Annotated in this window: 13 protein-coding genes and 1 pseudogene; 3 read left to right on the top strand and 11 right to left on the bottom strand. The window is 71.4% G+C overall.

The genetic code is table 11. The features are described 5' to 3' along the window. Positions 1 to 89: 89 nt before the first annotated feature. The 3 genes from HII36_RS09395 to HII36_RS56440 all read left to right on the top strand — a co-directional run bounded on the left by HII36_RS09395 (position 90) and on the right by HII36_RS56440 (position 3,385). A complete protein-coding gene (locus tag HII36_RS09395) occupies positions 90 to 971 on the top strand; it encodes a peptidylprolyl isomerase (RefSeq protein WP_328807658.1) in 882 nt (293 codons plus the stop codon). 62 nt (positions 972 to 1,033) lie between these two features. After that, positions 1,034 to 2,263: a DUF349 domain-containing protein gene (locus HII36_RS09390; protein WP_173522697.1), complete on the top strand. Its 1,230-nt coding sequence runs from the start codon at positions 1,034 to 1,036 to the stop codon at positions 2,261 to 2,263. Positions 2,264 to 2,296: 33 nt separating this feature from the next. Further along, complete coding sequence (locus tag HII36_RS56440; RefSeq protein WP_236003337.1) at positions 2,297 to 3,385, top strand: cupin domain-containing protein; 1,089 nt, start codon at positions 2,297 to 2,299, stop codon at positions 3,383 to 3,385. A gap of 52 nt (positions 3,386 to 3,437) precedes the next feature. Here HII36_RS56440 and HII36_RS09380 read toward each other — a convergent pair whose 3' ends face one another. From HII36_RS09380 to HII36_RS09335, 11 genes and pseudogenes are all read right to left on the bottom strand, one after another. Beyond that, positions 3,438 to 5,630, bottom strand: coding sequence for a RelA/SpoT family protein (locus HII36_RS09380; RefSeq protein ID WP_173522696.1), 2,193 nt, complete (start codon positions 5,628 to 5,630; stop codon positions 3,438 to 3,440). A gap of 173 nt (positions 5,631 to 5,803) precedes the next feature. After that, positions 5,804 to 6,322, bottom strand: a complete 519-nt coding sequence (locus HII36_RS09375) for an adenine phosphoribosyltransferase (RefSeq protein WP_173522695.1) — start codon at positions 6,320 to 6,322, stop codon at positions 5,804 to 5,806. Positions 6,323 to 6,469: 147 nt separating this feature from the next. Beyond that, positions 6,470 to 7,468 carry a protein translocase subunit SecF gene (gene secF / locus HII36_RS09370; RefSeq protein ID WP_173522694.1) on the bottom strand — a complete coding sequence of 333 codons (999 nt, stop codon included), beginning with the start codon at positions 7,466 to 7,468 and terminating at the stop codon, positions 6,470 to 6,472. 1 nt (position 7,469) lies between these two features. Further along, the gene (secD, locus tag HII36_RS09365; protein WP_328807657.1) at positions 7,470 to 9,257 is read right to left on the bottom strand and encodes a protein translocase subunit SecD; all 1,788 of its coding nucleotides are present in this window, start codon (positions 9,255 to 9,257) and stop codon (positions 7,470 to 7,472) included. A gap of 93 nt (positions 9,258 to 9,350) precedes the next feature. Then, positions 9,351 to 9,719 (bottom strand): preprotein translocase subunit YajC, encoded by a 369-nt coding sequence (gene yajC, locus HII36_RS09360; RefSeq protein WP_173522693.1) that lies wholly within the window; start codon positions 9,717 to 9,719, stop codon positions 9,351 to 9,353. A 210-nt stretch (positions 9,720 to 9,929) separates the two neighbouring features. Next, complete coding sequence (gene ruvB / locus HII36_RS09355; RefSeq protein WP_173522692.1) at positions 9,930 to 10,961, bottom strand: Holliday junction branch migration DNA helicase RuvB; 1,032 nt, start codon at positions 10,959 to 10,961, stop codon at positions 9,930 to 9,932. Positions 10,962 to 11,069: 108 nt separating this feature from the next. After that, the gene (gene ruvA / locus HII36_RS09350; protein WP_173522691.1) at positions 11,070 to 11,690 is read right to left on the bottom strand and encodes a Holliday junction branch migration protein RuvA; all 621 of its coding nucleotides are present in this window, start codon (positions 11,688 to 11,690) and stop codon (positions 11,070 to 11,072) included. Then, positions 11,687 to 12,316 carry a crossover junction endodeoxyribonuclease RuvC gene (gene ruvC / locus HII36_RS09345; protein ID WP_328807661.1) on the bottom strand — a complete coding sequence of 210 codons (630 nt, stop codon included), beginning with the start codon at positions 12,314 to 12,316 and terminating at the stop codon, positions 11,687 to 11,689. The genes ruvA and ruvC overlap by 4 nt, the downstream gene beginning before the upstream one ends. 100 nt (positions 12,317 to 12,416) lie before the next feature. Beyond that, positions 12,417 to 12,980 carry a GNAT family N-acetyltransferase gene (locus tag HII36_RS56435; protein WP_236003341.1) on the bottom strand — a complete coding sequence of 188 codons (564 nt, stop codon included), beginning with the start codon at positions 12,978 to 12,980 and terminating at the stop codon, positions 12,417 to 12,419. A gap of 226 nt (positions 12,981 to 13,206) precedes the next feature. Then, positions 13,207 to 13,536 (bottom strand): annotated as a pseudogene (locus HII36_RS56430) (GNAT family N-acetyltransferase); the annotation flags it as partial. 11 nt (positions 13,537 to 13,547) lie between these two features. After that, positions 13,548 to 15,215 carry a sugar ABC transporter permease gene (locus tag HII36_RS09335; protein WP_173522689.1) on the bottom strand — a complete coding sequence of 556 codons (1,668 nt, stop codon included), beginning with the start codon at positions 15,213 to 15,215 and terminating at the stop codon, positions 13,548 to 13,550. Between the last annotated feature and the right edge of the window lie 16 nt (positions 15,216 to 15,231).

The raw sequence follows: 15,231 nt of genomic DNA, 5'->3' as shown, positions 1-15,231 counted from the left end.
TACCGGTGCGGGTCGCCGGGCTGCGAATCATTACCCGTTGGCCGATACGATTCGCCCACCTCAGTTGATTGACTATGGGAGGCAAAGCGGTGGCCACGGGGAAGGACCGGCAGAAGCAGCTGGCACGCGAGCACTACGAGCGGCAGATGCAGCGCCGCATCGAGCGCGAGCAGCGGGCCAAGCGCACTGCGATCATCGGCTCGACCGCGGGCGTCGTGGTCGTCGTCGGCGGCATCGTGGCCGCTGTGGCGCTCCTGGGCGGCAACGGGTCGGAGCCTGACGCGTCGGCGTCGGCATCGGCATCGGCTCAGCCGTCGGCGTCCGACACCGCCTCGGCCTCGGCCGCGGCGGGGCCCAAGCCGTACGACGCGGCGAGCGGGACCTGCGGATACGCGCCCGACTCGACGGGCGGCCAGGCCAAAGACGTCGGCATGCCGCCGGCGAAGGTGGATCTCAAGCCCGCCACGAAGACCATGACGATCGCGACGAACCTGGGCGACATCCAGGTCGACCTGAACAACGCCAAGGCGCCGTGCACGGTCAACTCGCTGCAGTTCCTGGCCGACAAGAAGTACTACGACGGCAGCAAGTGCCACCGGCTGGGCAGCGACCAGTTCCCGATGCTGCAGTGCGGCGACCCGTTCGCCAAGGCCGACGGCAAGAGCCAGGACGGCGCCGGCGGCCCCGGCTACGTCATGGCGGAGGAGAACCTGGAGGGCGCCCAGTACAAGCGCGGCGTGATGGCCATGGCCAAGACCTCGGCGCCCGGCAGCACGGGCAGCCAGTTCTTCCTGGTTTACGGAGACATCGGTCTCACGCCGGATTACACCCCGGTGGGTACGATCACCAAGGGGCTCGACATCCTGGACAAGGTGAACAAAGCGGGCATCATTGGCGGCGGCGGCGACGGTACCGGGGCGCCGAAGCAATCCGTCGAAATCAAAAGCGTGACAATCGCTGGCAAGAGCTGACGTAATACAAACTAGGGGCGAAGTAGTCCCGAAGGGTCTGATGGATAGTGCGGGAGGACACGGTGAGCACCGACCCGTGGGGCCGGGTAGACGACGACGGCACCGTCTACGTGCGTACGGCCGAGGGAGAGCGGGCCGTCGGGTCCTGGCAGGCCGGTGAACCCGAAGAGGCGCTGGCCTACTTCCATCGCAAGTACGACGAGCTGGCGGGCCAGGTGCAACTGCTCGAACAGCGGGTCAGGGGCACCGATCTGGCTCCGGCGCAGGCCGAGGCCGGCATCGTCAAGCTGCGTGAGGCCGTGGCCGACGCGCACGCCGTCGGTGACCTGGCCGCGCTGACGGCACGGCTCGACGGCCTGTCCGAGCTGGTCGCGCAGCGGCGCGAGGAGGTCAAGGCGGCCCGCGAGCACGCCAGGGCCGAGGCCAGGCAGGTCAAGGAACGCATCGTCGCCGAGGCCGAGCGCATCGCCGACGAGACCACCCACTGGAAGTCGGGTGGCGAGCGGCTGCGCCAGCTGGTCGAGGAGTGGAAGGCCGCCGACCGCATCGACCGGGTCACCGAGGCGTCGCTGTGGAAGCGGCTCTCGGCCGCCCGCACGGCGTTCGCCAAGCGGCGCAAGCAGTACTTCGCGGGGCTCGACGAGCAGCGTGAGGGGGTGCGCGCGGCCAAGGAGGCCATCGTCGAGGAGGCCGAGGCCATCTCCGACTCCACCGACTGGGGCGCGACCGCGGCGATCTACCGCGATCTGATGCAGCGGTGGAAGGCGGCGGGCCGGGCCTCGCGCGAGGCCGAGGACGAGCTGTGGGCGCGCTTCAAGGGCGCCCAGGACCAGTTCTTCCAGGCCCGTTCCGCGGTGTTCGCCGAGCGCGACGCGTCGCTGGCGGCCAACGCCGAGGCCAAGGAGGTCCTGCTGGCCGAGGCCGACAAGATCCTCCCGGTCACGGACGTGCGCACGGCCAGGAACGCCCTGCGCCACATCCTGGAGCGCTGGGAGGCGGCGGGCCCGGTCCCGCGCGAGCAGCGCGACCGGCTCGAAGGCGGGCTGCGCAAGGTCGACGAGGCCGTGCGCAAGGCCGAGGACGCCGAGTGGAAGCGCTCCAACCCCGAGGCCAGGGCGCGCGCCCAGAGCACCGTCGACCAGCTGCGCACCTCCATCGACCAGCTGGAGAAGCGCCTGTCCAAGGCCCAGGCCGCCGGCCGCGCCAAGGACGTCAAGGAGGCCGAGGAGGCGCTGACCGCCCGGCGTTCCTGGCTGGAGGAGGCCGAGCGCACGCTGGCGGAATTCAGCTAGAGCGGCGCCCGCCCGGGCTCTAGGGTGGCGGTCATGGATCCGGTGACCGCCGCCCGCGCCCTGGTCGAGGAGATGTTCCCGGAGGCGCTGTACGCCGTGCTCGGCGGCAGCGTCGTCACGGGCCGCCGCACGTCCACCTCCGATCTCGACGTGCTGGTCGTGATCGACGGCCTGACCGAGCCGTACCGCGAGTGCCTGCGTCACGGCGGGTGGCCGGTGGACCTGTTCGTGCACGGGCGCACGAGCCTGGCGGCCTACCTGGAGTCCGACTTCGCCCGCGGCCGGCCGGTGCTGGCCCGCATCTGCACCGACGGGGTGGTGCTCACCGACCGTCATGGACTGGCCGAGCGGTTGCGCGGCGACCTGCGCGCCCGCCTGTCCCAGGGCCCCGGCGTCCCCGCGCCCGCCGATCTGGAGCGGGCCCGCTTCGTCCTGTCCGACCTGCTCGACGACCTGGCCGGCGGCGGCGATCCCGGCGAGCTGGCGTTCGTCCGCTGGAGCGTGGTGGAGGCCACGGCCAGGCTGGCGCTGAGCGTGGCAGGCCGCTGGCAGGGCGGCGGCAAGTGGCTGCTGCGCGAGCTGCTCGCCCACGATCCCGCGCTGGCCGCCGAGCTGCTGGCCGCCCAGAACGACGGGGTACGGCTGTTCGCGGTGGCCTCAGACGTCCTTGAGCGGGCGGGAGGGCGCCTCTGGGAGGGTTACCGGGCCCCGGGTGACCCGTTTCACCGTCCGCTGCGTCACGTGGCCTCTGGGGCCCTCTCGGGCGAGACGGCGCAGAGCGCGGGCATGCGGCGGCTGGCGGCGATCAGCGGGGCGACGGCCGGGTCGTCGCGGTTGTGGATGGGCCAGACCCACGTCGCGCCCGCCACCCGCTCGTCCGACCACCATCACGGGGCCTCGGAGACGGCCATCTACGTGGTCAGCGGCACGCCGTCGTTCGTCTTCCTGGACGAATCGGGCGAGGTGCGGCTCGACACCGGGCCGGGCGACTACGTGTTCGTGCCGCCGTACGTGCCGCATCGGGAGGAGAACCCCGATCCGGCGTGCGAGGCGGTGGTGGTGATCGCGCGCAGCACCCAGGAGGCCGTCGTCGTCAACCTCCCCGACCTGCGCGCCCGCTGACGCCGTCCGGCGGGCGGCGCGGCCGTCGGCCGTCGGCCGTCGCGACGCGGGATCAGGCGCCGGCGCCGCTCACCCGGTAGACGTCGAACACGCCCTGGATGCTGCGCACCGCCTTGAGCACGTGGCCCAGGTGTTTCGGGTCGCCCATCTCGAAGGTGAACTTGCTGATCGCCACCCGGTCGCGCGAGGTGGTCACCGACGCGCTCAGGATGTTGACGTGCTGGTCGGACAGCGTGCGCGTGACGTCGGACAGCAGCCGCGGCCGGTCGAGCGCCTCGACCTGGATGGCCACCAGGAACACGCTGTCTTCGCTGGGCGACCAGCTCACCTCGACCAGCCGGTCGGGCTGCGACTTGAGCTGCTGGACGTTCGTGCAGTCGGCCCGGTGCACCGAGACGCCGTGGCCGCGCGTGACGAACCCGACGATCTCGTCGCCGGGCACCGGCGTGCAGCACTTGGACAGGCGCACCCACACGTCGGCGTCGCCCGCCACCACGACGCCCGCTCCCCCGCCGCCGCGCGGGCGGCCGCGCAGGCGGGTGGGCAGCGAGGTCTCGGCGATGTCCTCCTCGGCGCTCTCCACGCCGCCGATCGAGGTGACCAGCTTCTGCACGACCGCCTGCGCCGCGATGTGCCCTTCGCCGACGGCCGCGTAGAGCGCGGACACGTCGGGGTAACGCAGGTCACGGGCCAGCGCCAGCAGCGCCTCGCCGGACATCAGCCGCTGCAGCGGCAGGCCCTGCTTGCGCATGGCCCGCCCGATGGCCTCCTTGCCCGCCTCGATCGCGGTCTCGCGGCGCTCCTTGGAGAACCACTGCCTGATCTTGTTACGGGCGCGGCCGGACTTGACGAACTTCAGCCAGTCGCGCGAAGGCCCGGCGTCCGGCGACTTCGAGGTGAAGATCTCCACCGTGTCGCCGTTGCCGAGCCTGGACTCCAGCGGGACGAGGCGCCCGTTGACCCGGGCGCCGATGCAGCGATGCCCCACCTCGGTGTGCACCGCGTAGGCGAAGTCGACCGGCGTGGCGCCCTCGGGCAGGGCGATGACCTGGCCCTTCGGGGTGAACACGTAGACCTCGGAGACCGACAGGTCGAAGCGCAGCGACTCGAGGAACTCGCCGGGGTCGGAGGTCTCCTTCTGCCAGTCGAGGAGCTGGCGCAGCCAGGCCATGTCGCTGCCCGGCTTGACCTTGCCGGACGGGCCGGGGGCGCCGACCTCCTCCTTGTACTTCCAGTGCGCGGCCACGCCGTACTCGGCCCTGTGGTGCATCGCGTGCGTACGGATCTGCAGCTCCACCGGCTTGCCCTCGGGGCCGATCACGGTGGTGTGCAGCGACTGGTACATGTTGAACTTGGGCATCGCGATGTAATCTTTGAACCGGCCGGGCACCGGGTTCCACCGTGCGTGGATCGTTCCGAGCGCCGCGTAACAATCGCGCACGCTGTCGACCAGCACCCGGATGCCCACCAGGTCGTAGATGTCGTCGAACGCCACGTCGCGGGCGATCATCTTCTGGTAGACCGAGTAGTAGTGCTTGGGCCGGCCCTTGACCACCGCGCGGATCTTCGCCTCGCGCAGGTCGCCGGAGACCTTCTCGATGACCTCCTGCAGGAACAGGTCGCGCCGCGGCGCCCGCTCCGACACCATGCGCGCGATCTCGTCGTAGCGCTTGGGGTAGAGCATGGCGAAGGCGAGGTCTTCGAGCTCCCACTTGATCGTGTTCATGCCCAGCCGGTGCGCGAGCGGCGCGAAGATCTCCAGCGTCTCGCGCGACTTCTGGTGGCGCTTGTGCTCGGGCAGGTAGCGCATGGTGCGCATGTTGTGCAGCCGGTCGGCCAGCTTGATGATCAGCACCCGGATGTCGCGCGACATCGCCACGACCATCTTGCGCACGGTCTCGGCCTGCGCGGCGTCGCCGAACTTGACCTTGTCGAGCTTGGTCACGCCGTCGACCAGCGAGCCGATGGTGTCGCCGAAGTCGCCGCGCAGCTCGTCGAGGCTGTAGGCGGTGTCCTCCACCGTGTCGTGCAGCAGCGCGGCGCACAGGGTCTCGTCGTCGGTGCCGAGCTCGGCCAGGATCGTCGCCACCGCCAGCGGGTGGGTGATGTACGGGTCGCCTGACTTGCGCTTCTGATCGCGGTGGTGGTACGCCGCGACGTCGTACGCGCGTTCGATGAGGCGCAGGTCGGCCTTGGGATGGGTGGCACGAACCGTGCGGAACAACGGCTCCAGCACCGGATTCATGGCCCCACCCCCAAACCGCCGACGACGCACCGCTGGAACACCGGGCGCGTCGGCATTCCCTGCGTCGGTTACGTCGGGCACGACCACATCACGGGGCACACAGACTCCTCACGTTCGAGTCCAGATCCCCCCAGTGTATCCAGGTGGCGAACCTGGCCTGCCGTGGGTCGGGCTCAGACGATCACAAGGGAGCGCAGATCCACTCCCGTCAAGCGCTCACGTCCCTGGAGAAAGGCCAGTTCCATGAGCACGGCGAGGCCGACGACCACACCGCCGGCCCGTTCCACCAGCTCCACCGCCGCCTTCGCGGTGCCGCCGGTGGCGAGCACGTCGTCGACGATGAGCACGCGGTCACCGGGCGCGAACGCGTCGCGGTGCACCTCGATGGTCGCGGAGCCGTACTCCAGATCGTAGGACTCTTCGAGCGTGGCGGCAGGCAGTTTCCCCTTCTTGCGCACCGGGACGAATCCGGCGCCCGCCCGCAGCGCCACCGGAGCGGCCAGGATGAAGCCCCGCGCCTCGATGCCCACGATCTTGTCGACCTGGTGCAGGCTCGCCAATTCGTCCACGACGGCGGCGAACGCGACGGGGTCGGCCAGCAGCGGGGTGATGTCCTTGAACAACACTCCAGGCTTGGGGTAGTCGGCCACGTCCCTGATGCGATCCAGGATCACCTTGCTCAGCTCGCTCATCCCGCACTTCCTCCCAGATCTCCGGCCTGACGGCCTCCATGATGACGTACTGCGCACCCTGACGAGGGCAGCCTGAAGAGCGCACACGACGAGCGCCCCGGCCCGCTTCGGGGTCCGGGGCGCCGGTCGTACGGCGGGCGCGGCTTGTCAGCCCTTGGCTACCGCGGCGCTTTTGGGCCCTTTCGGGCCGCCCTTGCCGCTGCCTCCCGTGGCGGCGAGACGGCGGGCGATGGCCTGGTACTTCGGCTCGCGCTCCTTCAGCGTGACCAGCAGCGGCGTGGCCACGCACAGCGAGGAGTAGGTGCCGACGATCATGCCGACGAACAGGGCCAGCGACAGGTCCTTCAGCGTGCCCGCGCCGAGCAGCGTGGTGCCGATGAACAGGATCGCCGCCACCGGCAGGATCGCGACCAGCGAGGTGTTCAGCGACCGGATCAGCGTGTGGTTGAGCGCGTTGTTGGCCGCCATCGAGTACGTCTGCTTCGACGTCGTGCCCAGCTTGGCCGTGACTTCCTTGATCATGTCGAACACCACGACCGCGTCGTAGAGCGAGTAACCGAGGATGGTCAGGAAGCCCAGCAGCGTCGCCGGCGTGACCTCGAAGCCCGACCAGGCGTAGACGCCCGCGGTGATCACCAGGTCGTGGATGAGCGCCACGATGGCGGCCAGCGCCATCTTGGGCTCGAACGCCATCGACAGGTACAAGATGATCGCGAGCATGAACACGCCCAGGCCGATCCAGGCCTTGGTGGAGACCTCACCGCCCCAGGACGGGCCGATCAACTGCACGTTGATCTGGTTCACCGGGACGCTGAACTCCTTGGCGACCGCGCTCTGCACCGTGTTGAGCGTGTTCTCCGGCAGCGCCTCGGTGGTGACGCGCCAGCGCTCGCCGGCCGTCTGCGCGATGACCTGGTGCACGCCGGCGTCCTTGAACGTGGCACGCACGTCCTCGACGGCGGCGGTCTTCGCCGGGAAGGAGAAGACCGAGCCGCCCTTGAACTCCACGCCCAGGTTGAGCCCGTTGATCAGCAGTCCGGCGATGGACACGATCAGCAGGAAGGCCGACAGGCTGTACCACAGCCTCCACTTGCCGACGAAGTCGACGTCGATCTCGCCGCGATAGAGGCGACGCCCCAGTCCCATCTCAGGCCTCCTGCGGAGTGGTCGTGCGGCCGGTGGAGTTGTCGGCGCTCATGCGCTCGGCGTCCAGACCCGACAGCGGGTGGCCCTTGGCGAAGAACTTCATCCTCGCCAGGAGCGCGATGAACGGCTTGGTGAACAGGAACACCACCACGATGTCGATCAGCGTGGTCAGGCCCATCGCGAACGCGAACCCGGCCACACCGCCCACGGCCAGGAAGTACAGCACGATGGCGGCGATGAACATGACGGCGTCGGCGATCAGGATCGTGCGGCGGGCACGGACCCAGGCCACCTCGACGGCCGCGCGCAGCGTCCGCCGTCCTTCCTTCATCTCATCACGGATGCGTTCGAAGTACACGATGAAGGAGTCGGCGGTGATGCCGATCGAGACCACCAGGCCGATGATGTGCGGCAGCGACAGCGCGAATCCGGCGTTCTTGCCGAGGACGACCACCGCCGTGTAGGTCAGGATCGAGGCCACCACGAGGCTCAGCACCGAGACGATGCCCAGGCCCCGGTAGTAGAGCAGCGAGTAGATGACGACCAGCACCAGGCCGATGAGGCCGGAGATCAGGCCGCCCTTGAGCTGGTCCTGGCCGAGGGTCGAGGAGACGGTCTCGATGGAGCTGCGCTGGAACTTCAGCGGCAGCGCGCCGTACTTGAGCTGCTCGGCCAGGTCGGTGGCGCTCTTCTGGTCGAAGTTGCCGGTGATCTCGGCGCGGCCGCCGGGGATCGGGCCCATGATGTTGGGCGCGGTGATCACGACGCCGTCGAGCACGACCGCGACCTGGTTGCGCGGCGCGGGCGAGTTGAAGGCCTGCTGCGTGAGCTGGGCCCAGGCGTTGGCGCCCTTGCTCTTGAAGTCGAGCTGGACGGCCCACTGCACGGAGCCCTGCGGGATGCCGGCGCTGGCCGTGTCGATGTCGGTGCCGACCACCTTGGCGACGTCGAGCACGTACTTGGCGCTGCCGTCGCTCTCACAGGCGGCGACCTGCTTGGCCGGGTCGTCCTGGACGCCCTGGCCACGGGTCTTCGGGTCGACGCAGTTGAGCTTGTTGAACTGCTCGAGCACCGCGGGGTCGATGCCCTCGGTGCTGACGCCGGCGTTCGGGTCCTGCTGCGGCGGCGGCGTACTGACCTGGCCGCTCGGCGAGGCCGACGGCGACGGCGCGGGCGTGGTGTTCTTCTTGCCCGTCTGCTGCGTGCCCGTCTGCTGCGGGTCCTGCTGGGTCTGCTTCTGCCCGTTCTGCCGGCCAGTGGCGGCGGCGGTGGGCGTGGCGGACGACGCCGGCGCGGTCAGCGCGGACGACAGCGCCTTGCCGGTCGGCGACGCGGTCGGCCTGGCGCTCGGGGTCCCCGCCGAAGCCGACGGCTGGGGCTTGGCCGAGGAGGTCGCGGAGGCCGAGGGCGACGCGTTCGGCGTGGGCGCGTTGGTGGCCAGGTCCTGGGGCACCTGCGTGCCCTGCACCGCGAGCACCTGGCGGAAGCGCAGCTCCGCGGTGGTGGCGACCAGCTTGATCGCCTCGCTCTGTCCGACGCCCGGAATCGAGATGATGATGTTGTCGCCGGACTTGGCGACTTCCGCGTCGGAGATGCCGGTGCCGTTGACTCGGTCGCGGATGATGTTCACCGCGCGGTCCAGGATCTCCTCGGGTGGAGGCTGGTTGTTCTGAGTCACGGGGGAGAGGGTCACCGTCGTTCCGCCGGCGAGGTCGAGGCCCAGCTTCGGCGTGTACGCCTGCTGCAGAAGCATCGTCCCGCCCAGGGCGAGGATGAGCGCCAGCAGCACCAGGAGCGTACGCCCCGGTCGGCTGTGGCGGCTGGTCGGTCGGGCCACTGGTCGTCAGTTCTTTCAGATAGAGGTGGTTGTCGCAGAGCCTAGTCAGGACTTCTTGGTGCTGGAGTCCTGGTCGTCGTTCCGCTCGGCCGAGGCCTCCGCCTCGTCCTTGCCCTCGTCGAGCGGGGCCTCGTCGTCGCTCGCGGGAGCGTCGCCAGGCGTGACGACGCGGCCGATGGCGGCCTTCACCCAGCGGGTCTCTATCCCGGGGGCGACCTCGAGAATCACATCCTCATTGTCCACCGCCACGACCGTGCCGAACAGGCCGGTCGTGGTCATGACGCGGGCGCCCGGCGCCAACGAGTTCTGCATCTTGACCGCCTCCTGCTGGCGCTTGCGCTGCGGGCGGATCAGCAGGAAGTAGAACACCACCACCAGAAGGATCAGCGGCAGAATGCTTCCGAGTTGCTCCATAAGGGGCGACCTTCCATAGTCGTACAAGAAGTTGACACCGGCCTCGCGCCGGAAATTCCGGCGATGCGTCGGGCCGCGCCGCTCAGGCCGTCAGCCTACACAGCCAGCCAAGCCACGGAGTGTAGGCGCTTGTTATGAAACGCGGCAACGAGGCAGCGATTCGGCGCGCGGGGAAGTTCCCATTTTGAAATGGTTGCAACCGTTCTGTGATCAGTCGGAAACCGCGGCCCCGAACGCGTCGGGCGGCGGCGTCATCCCGAGGTGGATCCAGGCCGCGGCGGTGGCCACCCTCCCGCGCGGGGTGCGGGCCAGCAGCCCCTGCCTGACCAGGAAGGGCTCGGCCACCACCTCCACGGTCTCCGGCTCCTCCCCCACGGCCACGGCCAGCGTCGACAGGCCGACCGGGCCACCGCCGAACTTGCGCAGCAGCGCGCCGAGCACCGCGCGGTCGAGCCGGTCGAGCCCTTCGGCGTCGACCTCGTACAGGTTGAGCGCGGCCGCCGCGATCTCGCGGTTGACCAGGCCGTCGGCGCGCACGTCCGCGAAGTCGCGCACCCGGCGCAGCAGCCGGTTGGCGATGCGGGGCGTGCCGCGCGAGCGCCTGGCGATCTCGTGCGCGCCCTCGTCGGGCAGGTTCACCCCGAGCAGCCTGGCCGAGCGGTTGAGCACCTGCTCCAGCTCGGCGACCTCGTAGAAGTCCATGTGCGCGGTGAAGCCGAACCTGTCGCGCAGCGGCGCGGGCAGCAGGCCGGCCCGCGTGGTGGCGCCGACGAGCGTGAACGGCGCGATGTCCAGCGGGATCGCCGTGGCGCCCGGGCCTTTGCCGACCACGATGTCGACCCTGAAGTCCTCCATCGCGAGGTAAAGCATTTCTTCCGCGGGCCTGGCCATCCGATGGATCTCGTCGATGAACAGCACCTCGCCCTCGGCCAGCGTGGACAGGATGGCCGCCAGGTCGCCGGCCCGCTCCAGCGCGGGGCCCGAGGTGACGCGCAGCGGCGCGCCCAGCTCGGCCGCGATGATCATGGCCAGGGTGGTCTTGCCCAGGCCGGGCGACCCGCTCATCAGCACGTGGTCGGGTGGCCGCTGCCGCTTGAGCGCGCTCTCCAGGACCAGCGACAGCTGCTCCCTGACCCGGCCCTGGCCGATGAACTCGCCCAGCCGCTTGGGCCGCAGCGCCGCCTCGATCTGCAGCTCGTCGCCTTCCGCGTCGGGAGAGACCAGCTCGCGCTCAAACCCCACTCCAGGACCCCTTCACCCGACCGCACCCGACCGGCCCCACCGTAACGCCACGCGCCGCGGCCCGCGACGCCGCGCCGCCCCGGGGACGGCGCACGGCGAAGCAGCGGCTCATCGGCTGCTCAGCGATCGCAGCGCGGCCTTGAGCAGGGCCGCGATCTGGGGCGGCCGGCCCACGGAGAGATCGGCCTCGGCCAGCGGCTCGACGGCGGCGAGCGCCTCGTCGGCGTCCTTGCCCGAGTAGCCGAGCCCCACCAGCCCCGAGTGCACCTGCTCGCGCCACACCGCCACCGGACGCTCGCCGGCGATGACCGCGTTGACCGCCTCCTCCGGCGTGCCGAGCCGGTCCTTCAGTTCGAGCACGATGCGCTGGGCGCCCTTCTGCCCGATGCCGGGCACCTGGGTGAGCGCCTTGAGATCGGCGCTCGCGACGGCCACGCGCAGCGCGTTGGGCGAGTGCACGGCGAGCATGGCCAGCGCCAGCTTGGGGCCGACGCCGCTGGCCGTCTGCAGCAGCTCGAAGACGACCCGCTCGTCGTCGGTGGCGAAGCCGTAGAGGGTGAGCGACTCCTCGCGCACCACCAGGGACGTGGCCAGCCGCGCCTCCTCGCCGACCCGCAGCGTGGCCAGCGTGCCCGGCGCGCAGTGGGTGAGGATGCCGACGCCGCCGACCTCGATGACCGCCGCGTCGGGGGCGATCGCGCTCACCCTGCCGCTCACCGAGGCGATCACAGCTGCACGTCCTTACGCTGGTCAGCGGGCTTCCCCTGCCCGGCGGGCCCGGCCTGCCCGATGGGCCCGCGTGCGGCGGGGCGCGGGACGCGCGCCCTGGCGGCGGACTCCGCCCTGGTGGCCTTGGCCAGCGCCGCGGCCAGCCGATTCTGCGGGCCGCCGCGCCAGACGTGGCAGATGGCCAGCGCCAGCGCGTCGGCCGCGTCGGCCGGCTTGGGCATCTCGGCGAGCCGCAGCAGCCGGGTGACCATGGTGCCGACCTGCTTCTTGTCGGCCGTGCCGCTCCCGGTGATGGCCGCCTTGACCTCGGACGGCGTGTGCAGCGCCACCGGCAGCCCGCGCCTGGCCGCGCAGAGCACGGCGATGCCCGCCGCCTGCGCGGTGCCCATGACGGTGCGCACGTTGTGCTGGCTGAAGACCCGCTCGACGGCGACCGCGTCGGGACGCACCTCGTCGAGCCACTGCTCGATGCCGGCCTCGATGCCGACCAGGCGCGCACCCAGCTCCTCGTCCGCGCCGGTGCGCACCACCCCGACCGCCACCAGCGTCAGCGGCGTGCCCGGGCGGCCCTCCACCGCGCCCAGGCCGCACCGGGTCAGCCCCGGATCGACGCCCATCACCCGCACCGGATCGCCCCTCCCGCCGAACATCTGTTCGGCAGGAGACTCTACCCCGGCTGAGGTGGCCGCGCACCGGGAAACGCGCCGCGCGGCGGGGAAACGCCGGTCAGAAGTAGTCGAGCATGTACGGCTTGGCGGCGAACGCCGAGTCGAGCACCTCGTCGTATCGGTCGTTCCCGGACATGAGCCCGGTGAGCCGCAGCGTGCTCGCGGGCACGCCGGCGTACAGCGCGGAGAAGCCACCGATCCCCAGCGACGGGCCGTCCGCCCCGGCCCCGGCGCGGGTGGCCGCGCCCGAGCCGCCGCCGAACTCCAGCCGCCAGCCCTCGCCGTCGACCGTGAGCGGCACGTCGGCGGCCACGCCCACCGGGTAGCCGCGGCGCTCGGCCGCGGCCGCCACGTCGAGCACCCTGAACATCCACCGCTGCTGCTTGACCTGGTCGATCGAGCGTTCGCGGAGCAGCCACAGCACCGGGTCGTCGGGGGCGACGTGCGCCACGACGTTCTTGGCGATCGAGGACGAGCTGCCCACCATCGACCACAGCGCCCTGGTGGTCTCCTCCGACCCGGCCACCAGGCTGTCGACGCGCAGGTTCTCGCCCTCCCAGCGGTAGACGAGGAATCCGTCGTCGGCCAGGTAGAGGAAGTCGTCCTCCTCGTCGAGCCACAGGGCCCAGGTGCGCTCGTCCCAGGAGATGGGGCCGCTGGCGCGGGTGGCGCCGTGCGGCGACCAGCTCGGCGGCGTCGGCGGGGCCCATCCTGCGCAGCTTGACCTGCCCGGACCGCTTGATCGTGCGCAGCGACTCGGCCGGCAGCGTGACCACGTGCTGCGCCCCCGCGTGCTCGTAGCCGAGCGAGCGGTACAGCGGCGTGGTGGCCGGGTAGAGGGCGGAGACGGCGTCGCCGAAGGCGGTCGCCCGCTCGATCACCGCGCGCATGATCGTGGTGCCGACGCCGCGGCCGCGGTCCTCGGGGTTGACGGTGACACCGGCGATGCCCGCCATGGGCTGCGGCCTGCCGTGCCACCACTGGGTGAACCTGCGCAGCCGGGCCGAGGCGGCCAGCCTGGAGCCGTCGAAGGCGCCGAGGTAGCGGCCCTCGCCGAGAGTCGGGACGACGGCCTTGCGCCAGGTCTCCGCGTCGCTGGCCGGCAGCGTGCCGAACGAGCGTTTGCGCAGGTCGAGGACGGCGTCAAGATCCTCTAGGGTGAGATCGCGAATTTCCACAACGTTCAAACCTACGCACCGGGTACGGCCGAGCGCGAACCGTTTACCGTGACGGCGAGCCTGTCGAGGCAGAGCAACTGGGCGGCCACCGCTGCCGCCGCCGCGACGACGACCACGACCGGCGGGGTGGCCAGACCGGCCGCGGCGAACCCGGCCGGGTGCACGCCGATCTGGACGAGCTGGCGCACGGGCGCGGTGTGCAGCCCCGGGTCCTGGGTCACCAGCAGCGGCCAGTACAGGTCCCTGGCGTTGACGAGCGTGACCGCGCCGGTGAGCACGCCCGCCATGGGCAGCGACGGGACGAACACGCCGCCGAAGAAGTCGCCGCCCGCGCGCTCGGCCAGGCCCTTGCACAGCAGCGTCAGCACCAGCAGGGCGGGCAGGCTGACCAGGAGCGGCGGCACGAGCGCGGCGAAGGTGTCGATCAGCCCGAGATGGCGGGCGGTGCGCCAGTCGGCCACGCCGAGCGGGCCGAGCCCGGCGAACAGCCAGGGCGCCAGCGGCAGCAGCAGCCACTCGCTGCGCCTGCCGAGCGGACGCAGGCCGCCGATGCCCAGGGCGCCCAGGTAGGCGACGCCGACCGACACGAGCGCGCCGGCCAGGGCCGGGACCCACGTGTTGACCTGCGTGCCGAGGTCGCCCGGCGGCACGGCCTGGACGTCGGGTCCGAGCAGCGCCGAGATCCACGGCCAGGCGCACACCACCGCGACCGCCACGACCACGACCAGAGCCACCACCCCGACCGCCACCCTGGCCGAGGTACCGAGCACCGAGCCGGTGGGTGAGGCGGCGCGTGGGGTGAGGCCGGTGGGTGACGTGTCGGTGGTCGCCTTGGGGCCTGTGGCGCTGCGCGGGACGAGGGTGATGCGCATCCCGGTGGCCACGGCGACGATCGTCGCGACCAGGCCGAGCGCGCCGAGCAGCAGCCCGGTCAGCGTGGCGACCGCCGCGCCGGTGCCGAAGTCGGCCTGCCTGAACGCGTGCTCGTACTGCAGCCCCGCCAGCGTCTCCGTACTGTGCCCCGGGCCGCCCCTGGTGAGCGCCAGAGCGAGCGAGAACGCCTGCAGGCCCACCGCGACCACCCCCAGCCCGGTGAGGGCCGCCACGGCCAACGTGGCGCGCCCTGGGGCGCCGCCACGCAGTGCGGGCAGGAACGCCGTCACCGCCAGCGCGCAGATCAGCCCGAACGTGGCCGCCGCGACGATCAGCCGGAGCGTTCCCGGCGCGGTGGCCGGGTCGCGCAGCCCGGCGGCCAGCGCGGCCACCCCGGACGCGTCGGGAGCGAGCCCGCGCAGCCACCCGGCGGCGATCCCGGTCGGCGTGAACGTGACGACCGCCAGCGACAGTACGGCGACCCCGGCCCGTCGCGGCCAGGGGCCCGCCCGGTCGAGCGCCACCGCCAGCAGCGGCCCCACCAGCACGGTCACCAGCACCGGGACCACGGTGAGCGACAGCGTGAACCACAGCGCGCGCCAGAACGCGCCGCCGCCCAGCAGCGCGGCGTAGTTGTCGAGCCCCACGAACAGGCTCTCGCGCAGCACTCCCCCGCTGCTCAGGCTGAGCGCCACCGTCTGCACGGACGGCACCACCAGCGTGATCAGCGTGCCGAGCATCGCCGGGACGGCGAGCAGCCACCCGAGAGCGGACGAGTACGCCGGAGCGGGGGTGGGGGAAGTCACGTCGCCCGACCCTAGC

The sequence above is a fragment of the Nonomuraea antri genome (assembly GCF_013283785.1).
Lineage (GTDB): Bacteria > Actinomycetota > Actinomycetes > Streptosporangiales > Streptosporangiaceae > Nonomuraea > Nonomuraea antri.
Note: the sequence above shows the minus strand (reverse complement) of the source record. Positions and strands in the feature narration are given on the sequence as shown.

Excerpts from the sequence above, each read along its gene's own strand:
- HII36_RS56440 (WP_236003337.1), top strand. The coding sequence starts at position 2,297 with ATGGATCCGGTGACCGCCGCCCGCGCCCTGGTCGAGGAGATGTTCCCG.
- HII36_RS09380 (WP_173522696.1), bottom strand. The coding sequence starts at position 5,630 with ATGAATCCGGTGCTGGAGCCGTTGTTCCGCACGGTTCGTGCCACCCAT.
- HII36_RS09375 (WP_173522695.1), bottom strand. The coding sequence starts at position 6,322 with ATGAGCGAGCTGAGCAAGGTGATCCTGGATCGCATCAGGGACGTGGCC.
- secF (WP_173522694.1), bottom strand. The coding sequence starts at position 7,468 with ATGGGACTGGGGCGTCGCCTCTATCGCGGCGAGATCGACGTCGACTTC.
- yajC (WP_173522693.1), bottom strand. The coding sequence starts at position 9,719 with ATGGAGCAACTCGGAAGCATTCTGCCGCTGATCCTTCTGGTGGTGGTG.